13 protein-coding genes are annotated in these 14,446 nt (G+C 55.4%); 4 read left to right on the top strand and 9 right to left on the bottom strand.

From position 1 onward, the window contains the following. Positions 1-25: 25 nt before the first annotated feature. On the bottom strand, positions 26-1,621 hold the full coding sequence (locus tag HEQ18_RS03285) for a histidine kinase dimerization/phospho-acceptor domain-containing protein (RefSeq protein ID WP_432815497.1): 1,596 nt from the start codon (positions 1,619-1,621) through the stop codon (positions 26-28). Between the two features lie 164 nt (positions 1,622-1,785). On the opposite strand from HEQ18_RS03285, the gene HEQ18_RS03280 reads away from it, so the two are divergent. Continuing rightward, positions 1,786-2,262, top strand: a complete 477-nt coding sequence (locus HEQ18_RS03280; RefSeq protein ID WP_432815496.1) for an Lrp/AsnC family transcriptional regulator — start codon at positions 1,786-1,788, stop codon at positions 2,260-2,262. Positions 2,263-2,310: 48 nt separating this feature from the next. Here the strand turns inward: HEQ18_RS03280 and HEQ18_RS03275 are convergent, their stop codons facing one another. Continuing rightward, positions 2,311-3,639, bottom strand: a complete 1,329-nt coding sequence (locus HEQ18_RS03275; RefSeq protein WP_432815495.1) for a hypothetical protein — start codon at positions 3,637-3,639, stop codon at positions 2,311-2,313. A 128-nt stretch (positions 3,640-3,767) separates the two neighbouring features. On the opposite strand from HEQ18_RS03275, the gene HEQ18_RS03270 reads away from it, so the two are divergent. Together HEQ18_RS03270 and gyrA are read left to right on the top strand one after the other, a co-directional pair. After that, positions 3,768-4,463 (top strand): SDR family NAD(P)-dependent oxidoreductase, encoded by a 696-nt coding sequence (locus HEQ18_RS03270; protein ID WP_397606250.1) that lies wholly within the window; start codon positions 3,768-3,770, stop codon positions 4,461-4,463. 127 nt (positions 4,464-4,590) lie between these two features. Beyond that, entirely contained in the window at positions 4,591-7,317 is a 2,727-nt protein-coding gene (gyrA, locus tag HEQ18_RS03265; protein ID WP_432815494.1) for a DNA gyrase subunit A, read from the top strand. A gap of 194 nt (positions 7,318-7,511) precedes the next feature. On the opposite strand, the gene HEQ18_RS03260 is transcribed toward gyrA, so the two are convergent. Both HEQ18_RS03260 and HEQ18_RS03255 read right to left on the bottom strand, forming a co-directional pair. After that, the gene (locus HEQ18_RS03260) at positions 7,512-8,195 is read right to left on the bottom strand and encodes a lysoplasmalogenase family protein (RefSeq protein WP_397606248.1); all 684 of its coding nucleotides are present in this window, start codon (positions 8,193-8,195) and stop codon (positions 7,512-7,514) included. Then, a complete protein-coding gene (locus HEQ18_RS03255) occupies positions 8,173-9,027 on the bottom strand; it encodes an NAD(P)H-hydrate dehydratase (protein ID WP_432815493.1) in 855 nt (284 codons plus the stop codon). The genes HEQ18_RS03260 and HEQ18_RS03255 overlap by 23 nt, the downstream gene beginning before the upstream one ends. 58 nt (positions 9,028-9,085) lie before the next feature. On the opposite strand from HEQ18_RS03255, the gene trmFO reads away from it, so the two are divergent. Further along, positions 9,086-10,423 carry a methylenetetrahydrofolate--tRNA-(uracil(54)-C(5))-methyltransferase (FADH(2)-oxidizing) TrmFO gene (gene trmFO, locus HEQ18_RS03250; protein WP_432815492.1) on the top strand — a complete coding sequence of 446 codons (1,338 nt, stop codon included), beginning with the start codon at positions 9,086-9,088 and terminating at the stop codon, positions 10,421-10,423. Here the strand turns inward: trmFO and HEQ18_RS03245 are convergent. The 5 genes from HEQ18_RS03245 to HEQ18_RS03225 all read right to left on the bottom strand — a co-directional run bounded on the left by HEQ18_RS03245 (position 10,420) and on the right by HEQ18_RS03225 (position 14,438). Then, positions 10,420-10,884, bottom strand: coding sequence for a hypothetical protein (locus tag HEQ18_RS03245; RefSeq protein WP_432815491.1), 465 nt, complete (start codon positions 10,882-10,884; stop codon positions 10,420-10,422). The genes trmFO and HEQ18_RS03245 overlap by 4 nt on opposite strands. A 43-nt stretch (positions 10,885-10,927) precedes the next feature. Next, entirely contained in the window at positions 10,928-11,527 is a 600-nt protein-coding gene (locus HEQ18_RS03240) for a squalene/phytoene synthase family protein (protein ID WP_432815490.1), read from the bottom strand. Between the two features lie 75 nt (positions 11,528-11,602). Further along, complete coding sequence (locus tag HEQ18_RS03235; protein ID WP_432815489.1) at positions 11,603-12,961, bottom strand: pyruvate dehydrogenase complex E1 component subunit beta; 1,359 nt, start codon at positions 12,959-12,961, stop codon at positions 11,603-11,605. Next, positions 12,961-14,037: a pyruvate dehydrogenase (acetyl-transferring) E1 component subunit alpha gene (gene pdhA / locus HEQ18_RS03230; RefSeq protein WP_432815488.1), complete on the bottom strand. Its 1,077-nt coding sequence runs from the start codon at positions 14,035-14,037 to the stop codon at positions 12,961-12,963. The genes HEQ18_RS03235 and pdhA overlap by 1 nt, the downstream gene beginning before the upstream one ends. Before the next feature lie 119 nt (positions 14,038-14,156). Next, positions 14,157-14,438, bottom strand: a complete 282-nt coding sequence (locus HEQ18_RS03225; protein WP_432815487.1) for an FtsB family cell division protein — start codon at positions 14,436-14,438, stop codon at positions 14,157-14,159. Positions 14,439-14,446 lie beyond the last annotated feature (8 nt).

The raw sequence follows: 14,446 nt of genomic DNA, 5'->3' as shown, positions 1-14,446 counted from the left end.
ATTTGGTTGGCAATCTTGTTTTCGTTCATTCCCGCTCTTCGTTTTTGTAGTTTAACCTACCGTCGCTTAAGGCTGGGAAGGACACGATGAGCGCTTGATGAGAAAATCTTAAATCCCCGCCAAAACTTCGCGCGAGGCTGCGCGCAAGCCGTAAGGAGAAACCCAGACCAAGCAAAGGCGCCGCATCATTATCGTCAATCGATCCTGATCCTGAACCGAAAAGTTCACTTTCATTAAGGTCGCGCAACTTCTGAGGCAAAGTTAGCACAAATCGGTTGGTGACATTAAGGCCCAACTCCGTTCGGAAACAACCATCAAGCACTTCGCCGGGTTCACAACCAACAATTACCGCCGACAACAAACGCGAAAACAGGCGCTCTGCCGTTTGGTGGTCTACCGCAAACGGCAGAACCGGGTGGGCTTGGACAAGGTTGAGCCTGACCCGAAGCAAATCAGTCAGGCCATGCAAGCGTTCAGCCAGCTTTTGCGAAAGCCACTCACATTCCGTTACCCCTTCTTCGGCAACATAAGTTCCGGTTTCGATAGTCGCCGCCATAGACAGGTCGTCAAAGCCAGACAGCAAGCGTTCTGCATCATGCAGGATGTTGCCCGCCAATATGCGATAATCTTCCGTCACGGGACCAAAAAGCTGCTGTTCGATGATTTCGGAAAAACCGATGATGGCGTTTAATGGTGTGCGCAGCTCGTGCAAAAGCTGCTGAATATGCTCGGCCTCATCGGCGTAGCTTTCGGCAATTACCGCAGTTTCGGAGAGGTTCGGCCGACGCAAAACACCCCGATAGCCATTAAAGCGCCCGCTCACGCCATCGAAAAACGGCACGGCGTTTATGCGCCAGTCGCCAGCAATGGCAGGAGCGCCACACAGCCGCATGCGCGCATTTTCCAGCGGCATTTTCTGCCGGAAGGCTGCTGCTCCATAGGCATCTGGCCCCGGACCATCGTCAAAAGCAGGTTCAGCGATATCTACGCCGACTATGGCGCCCAACGGCGCACCTTCTACCCAGCAAATTGTCCCATATTCATCCGCCTCAAATCGGATCAGATCGACGGGGTCAATCGTAACATCGAAATGCTCTTCTTGGCGCTGATCCGATGCTGATGCTTCCAACGCGGTAGCGACGGGTGCTGATATGACCTTAGGCGTGGATGGATCAACAGCTTCGTCCGGCAGCACAAGTTCAGCCGAAGACCATTGCGCCAGGGCGCACAAAGTCATGGGGCCAAGGTCGCGGCGGTTCTGTAAAAACCTAATGGCCCGCGTCGATAATTGCGGCACAATCTCTGCCCATTCGTGATCATCCAATAAGGCCCCTTTGATGGCAGCCGATGCAACAGCGGGGACATCGCCGGATAACAACAACATTAAGGGCACGGATTGAAGCCGCCCTGCCAACGCACGAACAGTTTGCTCGCGAATGTCGGCTGGAACAGCACCCATGAACAGCCGCACTTTTTGCAATCCAAGTACAACCAATTCCGGATCAAAATCCTGAGCATTCTGTGCGAGTATATCCACCAGCTGCTGCCATTTGGCAGACAGGCCCAAGCCCTCATCATCGGTCTGACGCAAGGTGGTTTCAAGACGATCGTCAAAACGCAATGATGTTCATTCCCAGTGGACCGGTACCCGCAATATCCAAGCGATAAACCCGATTTCGGCAGCGCGAAAGCCGCAATTTGAAGGCGTCACACTATGGGACAATTGCAATACGACATAATTATATTATAAGCATTGGGCGAAATAGAAATGGAAATTACCAGATCATGGCCAATACGAACCTTGACGCGATAGATATGAAGCTTTTGGCCGAATTGCAGGCCGACGGTCGCATAACCAATGTTGAACTCGCTAATAAGGTCGGCCTGACCGCGCCCCCTTGTTTACGACGTATGCGTGCGCTCGAACAATCGGGTACGATCAAATCCTATCATGCCGATGTAGACGCAAGCGCGTTGGGCTACACCATTACCGTTTTCGCCATGGTCAGCCTGAAAAGCCAGGCTGAAGATGACCTAAAGGCATTTGAGCAACATGTGCGCGCATTACCAGATGTACGAGAGTGCCACATGCTCAATGGAGAAATAGACTTTATTTTGAAAATTGTAGCACGCGATCTTCAGTCTTTTCAGGAGTTTCTGACTTCAAAACTAACGTCCGCACCCAATGTGAGCAGCGTCAAAACATCGTTGACGATCCGCACGGCCAAAGATGAGCCCGGCGTCCCTATTTCCCAGGCATAAAAAAGGGCCCGATTGCGCGGGCCCCCTTTTTCTTCATCTGGCCAAATCTCAGGAGACTGGCGCAGTCGCAGCCGGCGTTGCCGCGGCATTTGCCCGATGGGTAATGAATGCCACCCAATATTCGGCGATTGCTTTGCGGTTCGCGCCCGTGACCATATCAAAGTCGGCCTTCGCACCTGCATAATCGCCCAGCATCGTCTTGGACATCGCAAGACGGAAGCGCGTGCGGTCGGTCTGGTCGCCGCCGTCCTTGTCCAGAACAGGTGCCTTGCTCAACGCCGATTCATACAGATCCTTCGCGGTCTTGTAATCCTTGTGCGAAAAGAAGGAATCGCCAGTAAGTGATGCCAGCATACCCTTTGGACTTGCCTTGGCGGGCGCGATCGTTCCGGCCAGAGTGCGCGTGTCTTCCGCGAGACGCGCCTTCGCTTCGTTGTACCGCTCGCTGAACGTCACATTGTTGCGCGAGATCACCCCCTTGGCGAAGCCTTCGTCCAGCAAGGAAACCGCTTCTGCCGGGTAACGCACACCGATATAGCTGAGGCTGTCGAGATATCCGGCATATTCCTGTTGAAAGCGGAGACCATCGGTGGCGCGCATCAAGCGCATGATGTCGAGTGTTTCTTCTGGATTAAAGTCCCGCGAGCGGTCAAAAAACGCAAGCGCATCATGCCAATAATCCGGGTTATTTTCGGCGATGATCAAATCCTTGTAGAAATTGGCTGCGCCTGCGTAATTCTTCGCCTTAGCGGACAGGACGGCAGCGCGCACGACATAGGTCTTGTTCACAGGGCCCGCTGCCTTGCTGGCATCAATCGCCTTACCAATCCATGCAATTGCCTCAGCATCTTTGCTTTGCTGCGACATGGCGTTGGAAATCAAATATTCGATATTGTTAGCGCGGTGACCCAATTTATAGGCGTCGAGCATATTTTTTTCCGCATCCGCAAATCTCTTGCTATCATATGCAATGGCACCCTTGCGAAACGTGTATTCCCTCTTCAAATCGGCAGGGGTTGACGCCGATGCAATCAACAAATCGATGCCCTGCTCCTGAAACGCCAGATCCTTCAACCCCGCGCCGATATTAATGGCCAATATGCCCGCTTCGTACCGGTCATCGTCATTGCCAATAGCAGCAACAACCTTTGGAAATTCTGCCTTGGCGGCTGCGGCGTCCTTGGTTTTGTTTAACAAATCTGCGACAGGGACATAAGCGGCGATGAAAGGTTTGGAGTAATTCCTCTTTGGCGCTGCGGCCGCATCCTTACCCTTTTTTTCCTTCTTAGGCTTTTCATTGGACTGCGCAAATGCGGCAGGCGCAGTTGATACCGCTACCAACGACAAAGCGAGGGCAAATTTTGAAACCAGTTTCATGTAACTCTCCGCAAATTATTAGGCCTTGGGCTTGCTAAAGCTTGGTTTATAGGACCTTGCTATCGTCTGTGCAATTGCCATAGCGCCATTGCATGAATCCCCGTTGAACGAACCGGAGCAAAAAACAAGTGGGTGAAAGCAGTGCAGTGATCATTGGTGCGCGTGGTGGCATTGGGGCCGCGCTGGCAGAACTTTTGGAAAATGATCCAAATTATGCGCAAGTCATCCGGTTTCACCGTGAGAGCGCCCCACCCCTGGATATAGGGAACGAGGCCAGCATTGCCGCCGCCGCCGCTTCTCTGACGGGTGCACATCCTCCCATAAGCTTGGTCATTGTGGCGACCGGCCTACTGCATTCAACCCAAAAAGGCCCGGAGAAGAGCCTTCGCGAGCTCGATCCTGACTGGATGATGGAAAACTTCCGCATCAACGCGGTCGGGCCTGCGCTCGTCGCCAAACATTTCCTGCCTATCATGGCCAAGCAAGGCCCGATCTGCTTTGCAGCCTTGTCCGCGCGGGTGAGCAGCATCTCTGACAATCGCTTGGGTGGATGGCACAGCTATCGTGCATCAAAATCCGCACTGAATATGTTTATCCGCAATATCGCCATCGAATGGCAACGCAAAAATCCACAATCCATTGTCGTCGGCCTACATCCTGGTACCGTCGAGACGGCACTCAGCGCGCCGTTCAAAGGCAATCCTGCCCATGAACGCTTCACCCCAATACGGGCTGCCGGGGACATGCTTGCCACGCTCCATCGACTAAAACCGGAACAAAGCGGGCAAATTTTTGCATATGACGGAAGCCTGATAGCACCCTAACCGCCGCCAAGCTCTGAATCTGTGGATAAGCTGGTGAAAACCGCGCAATTAGGGCAGTCGCATGTGGCCATTTCGGCGCGTTGGGTCTAGGGTCCGTGGTTCATGAAAATATAAGGATTATCGCGGCGTGACCGACGACACAATTACCTTGGACCCATCGGACATTTCTCCCGTCGATATTGTCGACGAAATGAAGTCGAGCTATCTCGATTATGCGATGTCGGTTATTGTATCGCGCGCCCTGCCCGATGTGCGCGACGGTTTAAAGCCGGTTCACCGCCGGATTTTGTTCGCCAGCCAAGAAGGCGGCTTTGTCGCCGGGCGGCCCTATCGCAAATCGGCTAAGATCGTCGGCGATGTGATGGGCAATTATCACCCGCATGGCGACAGCGCGATTTACGACGCACTGGCGCGTATGACTCAAGATTGGTCGATGCGCGTGCCGTTGATTGATGGTCAGGGCAACTTCGGTTCGATGGACCCCGATCCGCCAGCATCGATGCGCTACACCGAGGCGCGGTTGAACAAGGTCGCCAACGCGCTTTTGGATGATCTTGATAAGGACACGGTTGATTTCCAACCCAATTATGACGGCAGCCGTGAAGAGCCGCAGGTTCTGCCCGCACGTTTCCCGAACCTGTTGGTCAATGGCGCGGGCGGTATTGCCGTCGGCATGGCGACCAACATCCCGCCGCATAATCTGGGCGAAGTAATCAAGGCATGCTTGGCCTATATCGACAATCCCGCCATCACCATCGACGAACTTATCGAAATCGTCCCTGCCCCCGATTTTCCAACAGGTCCGCTCATACTCGGCACTGGCGGCGCACGTGCGGCCTATCGTGATGGCAAGGGCTCGATCATGCAGCGCGCGCGGCATGAGATTGAGGAAGGAAAAGGCGACCGTCGCTCCATCGTCCTCACCAGCATTCCGTTTCAAGTGGGCAAGTCCGGCCTTGTCGAGAAAATCGCCGAAGCCGCAAAGGACAAGCGTATTGAGGGCGTGTCCGACATCCGCGATGAATCGAGCCGCAAGGGCGTGCGCATTGTTATCGACCTAAAGCGTGATGCGACCACCGACGTTGTCCTCAACCAATTGTGGCGCCACACGCAGGCGCAATCGAGCTTCCCCGCCAATATGCTGGCCATTCGTGGCGGCCGGCCCGAAATCTTGAACCTGCGTGACATCATCGAATCTTTCATTCGGTTCCGTGAAGAGGTGATTACCCGCCGGACGAAGTTTGAGCTGAACAAGGCCCGCGAACGGGCGCATTTGTTGCTTGGCCTTGTCGTTGCGGTCACCAATTTGGACGAAGTCGTGCGGATCATTCGTGGTTCCGCCAGCCCCGCCGAAGCGCGCGCGGCATTGATTGCGCGCAAATGGCCAATCGCCGAAATCGCTTCCTACATCAAATTGGTGGAAGCGGTCGAAACCGAGATTACTGGCGACAGCTACCAATTGTCGGAACTACAGGTTCGCGCCATTCTTGAATTGCGTCTGCATCGCCTGACGGCGCTTGGCCGTGACGAAATTGGCAAGGAACTTCAGGGTCTTGCAGAAAGCATATCAGAATTTCTCGCAATTTTGGGCGATCGCACAAAGCTGTATGCCGTGTTGCGCAACGAATTGGTCGCGATTGACGCAGAATTTTCCACCCCGCGCCTGTGCGAAATCACGGCAAGCTGGGATGGCTTGGACGACGAAGACCTTATGGAGCGTGAGGAAATGGTCGTTACCGTCACCCATGGCGGTTACATCAAACGCACCGCTTTGGCGATATTCCGCGCCCAAAACCGTGGTGGCAAGGGCCGCGCCGGTATGGCGACGAAGGATGAGGATGCCGTTACCGAATTGTTCGTAACCAGCACGCATACGCCCGTATTGTTCTTCTCCAACATCGGTAAGGTCTATCGCCTGAAGGTGTGGAAGCTGCCCGAAGGCGGTCCGTCAACGCGCGGTCGGCCCATGGTCAACTTGCTGCCATTGGGCGAAGGCGAAGTCATTTCCAACGTTTTGACCTTGCCCGAGGATGAAGCCGAATGGGGCGGCCTGAGCGTCGTATTTGCGACGTCAAAGGGCTATGCCCGTCGCAACAGCATGGACGCCTTTGCCAATGTCCCAAGCAACGGCAAAATCGCGATGAAGTTCGAAGGCGACGATGCCGACGATAAGCTAATTGGCGTTGAACTGCTGAGCGCTGAGGACGATATCCTGCTCGCAAGCCGCTATGGTAAAGCGATCCGCTTTGCGGCTGACGACATCCGCGAATTCCAAAGCCGCGCATCCACGGGTGTGCGCGCCATGAAGCTTGGTAAGGGCGACGCCGTTATCTCGCTTTCGATCCTCAAACGCGTTGGCACTTCGGGCGAAGAGCGGGAGGATTATCTGCGCTTTGCCCCTTGGAAACCGGAGAAGGAAGGCGAGCCAACCATGACTGCCGAACGCATCGCTGAACTGGCGGAGCGTGAGCAGTTCATCCTTACCGTTTGCGCCAATGGCTATGGCAAATTGTCATCGGCTTATGGCTATCGCCGCACTGGACGTGGCGGCCAAGGCATTACCAACATTGACAATATCGAACGCAACGGCTCAGTCGTCGCCAGCTTCCCCGCGACAAAAGGTGATCAGTTGATGCTCGTCACTGATCAGGCAAAATTGATCCGCATGCCGCTCGACAGCTTACGCGTTTTGGGTCGCGGAACCGCCGGCGTGCGCTTATTTAATGTCGACGAAAATGAACATGTGGTCGGCGCGGCCAAGATTGACGAGAGCGACGAGGAGGATGCAGACGCCTCCATTCAGAGCGGTGCCCAAGGCGAAGGCGCAATCACCGATACGCCGATAGCGGATTAGCCCAAGCCACTGTTGACTGGAACAAATGCTACGTCACCGTGGGTCAAGCGTGCGCCACCCTGAACTTGTTTCAGGGTCCATCGTGCAGCACGTCCGGAGACAGAATGGATACATAGACCCTGAAACAAGGTCAGGGTGACGTTAGGTGGGGTGACGTTAGGTGGGGTGGCTTCATGAGGAGCTACCCTCCCAATTCAGTCGCGTTCTTCGCCATCGGCAAAATGCCCGCGCTTCACCAATGTCTGTGCTACGCCAACCGCAATCATCAGCACACCAAAATAATAGAAATACCAGATGGCGATGCCCGTCATTGTAGATCCCGCCAACGGCCCAAGCTCCGCAAAGATCAGCAAGTCGGACACCACAAACAATATCGCACCCAAACCGACGCGGTAACGCGGGAAATTGCTGCTCCATGCCATCGCCGCCATGGCAGCGAGGATGACGCTATAGGCCGCCACCTGAATGCCTTCGTCTTGGCTCGGCGGAAGGAAATAAGCAATGACTGGCGTGGCCAATAATATGGTGACGGCCAGCAGCTTTTGGCTGAATACCGCGCCTATGCGCCGGTGACGAAAATATATGAGCATCGCTACAGAATGTCCGGCAGAAAAAACCAAGGCCCCGGCAACCATGCTGAGTTCAATCAACCCATCCCCCAGCGCATAAAATGCCAGCATGATCGCCAGCAGGATAAATTCGCCCTGATGATGTCGGCGCAACGCAAATGGTACCAGCAGCCCGACCGCCGCCATTTTCCAGAGCATGGCGTATAATCCGCCGTCAATCGGCAGAAAAAGCCACGTCGCGGGAAAGCTTATGCCGGCAATCAAGCTGCCGAACAAATAGGGGCGTTTATGTGCGAGATCCTGAGCCATGTGTCGATTCATCGTGCAAACACCCGCGCAAGACAAGCGGAATATGCCCAATCATATTGTCTGCGGTCAGCCCCGGTCCGCCCTGAACGCCAATATCACCATGCAGCCATGCCGCCATGCTGGCCGCATCAAACGCCTTCACCCCTTGCGCCACTAACCCGCAAATCAGGCCGGTGAGCACATCACCCGATCCGGCAGTCGCCAGCCAAGGTGACGCATGGCGGTTCGCTAACGCACGGCCATCGGGTGCAGCAACCCAAGTTTCGGAACCTTTAAGCAGCACAACGCATTGCGCCCGGTCCGCTGCGCGGCGTGCGGCGTCCGCACGATTATCGGTCGCTATGTCCGGAAAAAGGCGGCGGAACTCGCCGATATGGGGCGTCATAACGTCGGTCGGCCCCGTTGCGCCGAACAAGGTCGCAGGGTCGCCTTCAAAGGCGGTCAATGCGTCGGCATCAAGTATAGTCGGGACATTGAGGCGCAGAATATTGAGGACAGCCTGCCGAACCCCTGCCCCTGCCCCCGGACCAATGGCAAAGGCGGTAACGCGATCATCGACACAGGCCAAGGACATATCCGTTTCGCGCAACATGATCGCGGTGACATGTGCCGCCTGTTCGGCCAGCCTTGCCCTTTCGCCTATAAGGGTGACCAAGCCAGCCCCCACCGCCAATGCCGCCTGCGCAGACAGCCTAGACGCGCCTGTGTGCAAGACCGGTCCGCTCCAGACCATAGCGTGCCCACGGCTATATTTGTGCGCGTCAGAAGGCGGCGGAACCAACGATGGCCGCAAGATCGTCCCGTCGTCTGAAGAGTTAGGTGTAAATCCCATATCCCATCTTGGCGCTTTTGCCTGTGCAGCGCCAAGGATTTTTGATAGCCGCACGCACATGAACAAAAATTTTCATGTCCAGATTATCGGCGGCGGCCTTGCAGGTTGCGAAGCAGCGTGGCAATTGGCGCGGCGCGGCATACGCGTGCGGCTGTCGGAAATGCGCGGATCGGGGGATATGACGCCAGCACATCAAACCGATGGCTTGGCAGAATTGGTGTGCTCCAACAGTTTCCGGTCAGACGATGCCGAAAACAATGCCGTTGGCCTTCTGCATCAGGAAATGCGCGATCTGGGTTCGCTTATCATGCAAGCCGCCGAAGTGGCCAAGGTACCCGCAGGGTCCGCGCTTGCCGTCGATCGCGACGTTTTCTCGCAAACCGTTACCCAGCATCTGGAAAACCAGACCAACATCGAAATCGTCCGTGAGCGCGTGGACGTCATTCCATCCGACCGGCCAGTCATCATCGCCACCGGCCCATTGACCGCAACAAACCTCGCCGAGAGCATCATGGCAAAGACCGGCGAAGACCGTCTCGCTTTCTTCGATGCGATTGCGCCGATTGTTTATCATGACAGCATCGACATGGATATTGCTTGGTATGCCTCGCGCTGGGACAAAGGCGAAGGCAAGGATTATATCAACTGCCCGATGGACGAGGCGCAATATCGCGCCTTTCACCAAGGTTTGCTGGACTCGGAGAAAGCCGAGTTCAAGGAATGGGAAACCAACACGCCCTATTTCGAAGGCTGTATGCCGATTGAGGTCATGGCGTCGCGCGGGTTAGACACGTTGCGCTTTGGCCCCATGAAGCCTGTTGGTCTCGACAACCCCAGAACGGGCCGTTGGGCGCATGCCGTGGTGCAATTGCGACAAGACAATAAACAAGGCACGTTGTGGAACATGGTCGGGTTTCAAACGAAAATGAAACATAAAGCGCAAGTTGAATTGCTCCGCATGATCCCGGGTCTGGAAAAGGCCGAATTTGCCCGGCTTGGCGGGTTGCACCGCAATACGTTTATTCGGGCGCCCATATTGTTAGACCGTCAGCTTCGTTTGAAATCTGCGCCACATATCCGCTTTGCCGGACAAATTACGGGCTGCGAAGGCTATGTGGAAAGCAGCGCCGTTGGTTTGATGGCCGGCATTATGACGGCGGCGGAATTGGCCGGGCGCACGGTTATAGCTCCACCATCCACCACGGCGCTTGGCGCATTGCTTGGCCATATCACGGGCGATGCGCTGGCCGACGATTATCAACCCATGAACATCAATTTTGGCCTATTCGCCCCGCTTGATGAAAAAGTGCATAAGAAATCCCGCAAAGCAGCAATGACCGGCAGAGCACGGAGAGATTTAACGAGTTGGATCGCCAGCCAGGCCATCGCAGCCTAACAACGACATCCCGGCTTTGCGGGTGTCTTGGGCCGAGTCCGGGCGAACTCCTTGCGCGTAAGGAGCTTATCTTTGTTACCATCGGCGCTCGCAAAGCGCTGGCCAGTGGCAACCGCCCATTCCTCAAACGTCAGCAAATTATTGCCATCGGTATCCAGCGCCTTGAACGCCTTGGTCCGGCTGCCCATCATTTCAAGGCGAGAGACAAGCTCATCCTTGTTGCGGTCATATCGGTTGAAACGCATTTCCTCACGGCTCGCTTTTGGTGCCTCCGGCGGGGTGGGCGGCGCAGAGCCAAAGGCAGGCGCATCGGCCCCTGCTTCGGGCAGCTTGTCGGACATGACTGCGGGCGGTGGCGGTGCGGGGATAAGCGACGGCTGATTGGCCATGCTTTGCCAGACCAATAGTCCGCCGCCCGCCATGAATAAGGCAGCAACGCCGCCGATCAACATACGCTGCATTGCAACCCCCTCTTTATTGATGCCTAGCAACCGAAACCTATACCTATATCCCTGTTAACGCATGTAAAATCAACCGTGGCCCCGATATTGTCCGCACGGACATTGTCAAAATAGACAATGGACGTAATGCCCGTGCCTTTGGCAACGGCGCCGGTTGCATATTGCAGTCTGCAACACGGTCTGGAAAAGCAATGCGTAAGGCATCAAGCGCCCAGTTCCGCCCAATGGGCCGCATATCCTGCACAGTGCCCATCCAACCCGCATAGGTCAGGAAAATCCCCTCAGCGCGCAATTCGGCATGGACGTCGATGACCTCTTGGCTGAACCTCTCACTGCCCAGCAGCGCCTCCCACGCCGAAGCCAGCGCTTCAAGTGCGCTTAACGGAATGCGGTCGCCCGCTTCGTTTAGCGCTTGCAGCAATGGCTCGCCTTTTGGTCGCGCGTCTGCTGCGCTGGCAAAAGCTTCGCGCCACCACGCCATCTTGATTTGTGCGATCATCGGCTCGCGCGCATTGCGGTATATCTCGGCAAAGCGGTTGTCGATTTGCAGAAGCAGCGCAAATGCAGACCGAACGTGTGACGGCGCATAGGCAATTGCCAGCCTGGCGGGCGGAGCCAATTCCAAAACAGGGTCCGGCGTCATTTGCGCACTTCTTGAGCAGTTAAGCTATAATCGGCTTGCCATAACCAGCGCCGCGACAGTCTGCTCACCGCGCGATTAGACGCCGAGCGTTCTACGAACACCAGCCACGATCTTGTCCGCGTTCACCAGCGTCGCTTTCTCCAGATTTGCCGCATAGGGCATGGGCACGTCTTCGTTCGTAATGCGTAAAACCGGAGCGTCTAAATCGTCGAAGCCCTCTTCCATGCATATTGCCAGAATTTCGCTGCCAACCGAACATGTTGGCCAACCCTCTTCGGCAACGACCAAGCGGTTGGTTTTTGCAAGACTTGCCAAAACCGTCGCCTTGTCGAGGGGACGAATGGTGCGCAGGTCAATGACCTCAGCTTTAATCCCGTCTTCGGCCAGCCTATCCGCCGCCTCAAGCGAAAGGCCAACGCCGATGGAGTAACTGACAATGGTTACGTCCGTTCCTGCACGCATGACGCGCGCTTTGCCGATGGGTAGGACATGATCGTCGCCCATAGGAACCTCGTAAGTGCGGCCATAGAGCAATTCATTTTCTAGGAACACGACCGGGTCCTCGCAACGAATGGCCGCTTTCAACAGACCTTTGGCATCGGCGGCGTCATAAGGCGCAATCACAATGAGCCCGGGCACGCTGGCATACCAAGGCGCGTAATTCTGGCTGTGCTGTGCACCCACGCGCGCGGCGGCACCATTGGGTCCACGGAACACGATGGGGCAACGCACTTGGCCACCCGACATATAGTTAGTCTTGGCTGCGGAGTTGATGATGTGGTCAATCGCCTGCATGGCAAAGTTAAAGGTCATGAATTCGATGATGGGTCGTAAGCCGCCCATTGCGGCCCCCGTGCCAACGCCAGCAAAGCCATATTCGGTGATCGGCGTATCAATGACCCGGCGTGCGCCAAATTCGTCGAGCAGGCCTTGCGTGACCTTATAGGCACCTTGATATTCGGCGACTTCCTCACCCATGACAAACACGCGGTCGTCGCGGCGCATTTCCTCGGCCATGGCATCGCGCAAGGCTTCGCGTAAGGTGACGGTTTGCATATTGTCGCCCGCGGCAACAAAGTCGGCCTCTGCAGGCTGAGTATCCGACATAGTTGAAACTGGCGCACTCTGTGCCGGCGTCTCGACTGGGCGCGATGCGACTGGTTTGGGAGAACGCGCAGGCGCAGGTTCCTCTCCCTCACTTGTAATCAACGCAATCACCGTGCCGACTTTGACGCCATCGGTCCCTTCCGCAACATTAATCGACGAAATCACGCCTTCGTCCACGGCTTCAAATTCCATCGTCGCCTTATCGGTTTCGATCTCAGCAAGAATATCGCCCGATTTGACGAAATCGCCTTCTTTAACCAGCCATTTGGCCAAGGTGCCTTCTTCCATCGTTGGTGAAAGCGCCGGCATCTTAAGTTCGATTGCCATCAATATTGCTCCACCAAAACGTCAGTATATAACTCGGAAAGGTCCGGCTCTGGTGAAGTTTCGGCAAAATCGGCCGACTCATTCACAATTTTCCGGATCTCTTTTTCAATCACCTTAAGCGCGTCTTCGCTTACGCCCATTTCGGCGAGATAGGCCTTACAACCTTCAATCGGGTCGCTGTTGTCGCGGACCGACTGGACCTCGTCACGGCTGCGGTACTTGGCAGGGTCAGACATGGAATGGCCCCGATAACGGTAGGTTTTCATTTCCAACAATACAGGTCCCTTGCCGCTGCGCACCCAATCCAGCGCAACTTCGGCCGCGCCGCGCACGGCGAGCACATCCATGCCGTCGACCTGAATACCGGGGATGCGGAAACTTTCACCACGGCGGTAAAGCTGGTCTTCGGAAGAGGCACGGTTGACGCTGGTGCCCATTGCATATTGGTTGTTTTCGATCACGAAAATGATGGGCAGCTTCCAAAGCTCCGCCATGTTGAAGCTCTCATACACCTGCCCCTGATTGGATGCGCCGTCGCCAAAATAGGCAAGGCACACGCCGCCATCGTTCGCATATTTATGCCCAAAAGCCAGGCCAGCGCCGAGCGATACCTGCGCGCCGACAATCCCATGTCCGCCGTAAAATTTATGTTCGGTCGAAAACATGTGCATCGACCCGCCCTTGCCCTGTGAAATGCCTGCGGCGCGGCCGGTCAGTTCGGCCATGATGATATTCGGGTCGATACCATAAGCCAGCATATGGCCATGGTCCCGATACCCAGTAATGACGCTGTCTTTGCCCGGCGTCAATGCAGATTGAAGCCCAATTGCGACCGCTTCTTGCCCGATATACAAATGGCAAAAACCACCTATCAGGCCCAGGCCGTATAGCTGCCCCGCCTTTTCCTCGAACCGCCGAATCAGCAACATGTCACGGTAGAACTTCAGAAGCTCTTCCTGTGTCGCTTTATACGGCACGGGTTCTTTGGGACGTTCCCGATTGGCGCGCGCGGCGTCTTCGCTAACACTTGCCTTCTTGGAAGCAGGTTTTTTCGCTGGGGTGGTGGCCAAAATCATTTCCTTTGGTGGAATTTTTATATGCGAATACAATGCCGCCTAGTCAAAATCAGTCCCGGTGAAAAGCGCTTTTCCGCGGCGGAAATCCCTGCATAGCTATTCATTTGACGTCCAGCGCCTTAATTTAACGGAACAACAACCTCGTCAGAGGCAACAACGTTCAATTCTTTGCGCATGAGTTCGCCCGCAAGGTCTGGGTCGACATTGTCCCGGTCCAGCAGGATTTGCCGATTTCTAAGGGCGTCCCGTTCTTTCTGCAACTTTGCCAGCTCAACTTCACGCGCACTCAAAGCCGCGCGATAATCGGTCCAGGCGATGATTCCCGTCGGGCCGAGCAATGCGTAAGACGCGATGCCGAGCAGAGCCAGAAGCCCCAAAGCAGGCCCAACCACTGACTTCATATATTCCG

Origin of the sequence: Sphingorhabdus sp. (assembly GCF_050921905.1) — a bacterium.
Classification (GTDB): domain Bacteria; phylum Pseudomonadota; class Alphaproteobacteria; order Sphingomonadales; family Sphingomonadaceae; genus Sphingorhabdus_B.
This window is presented reverse-complemented; position numbering and strand designations above follow the sequence as displayed.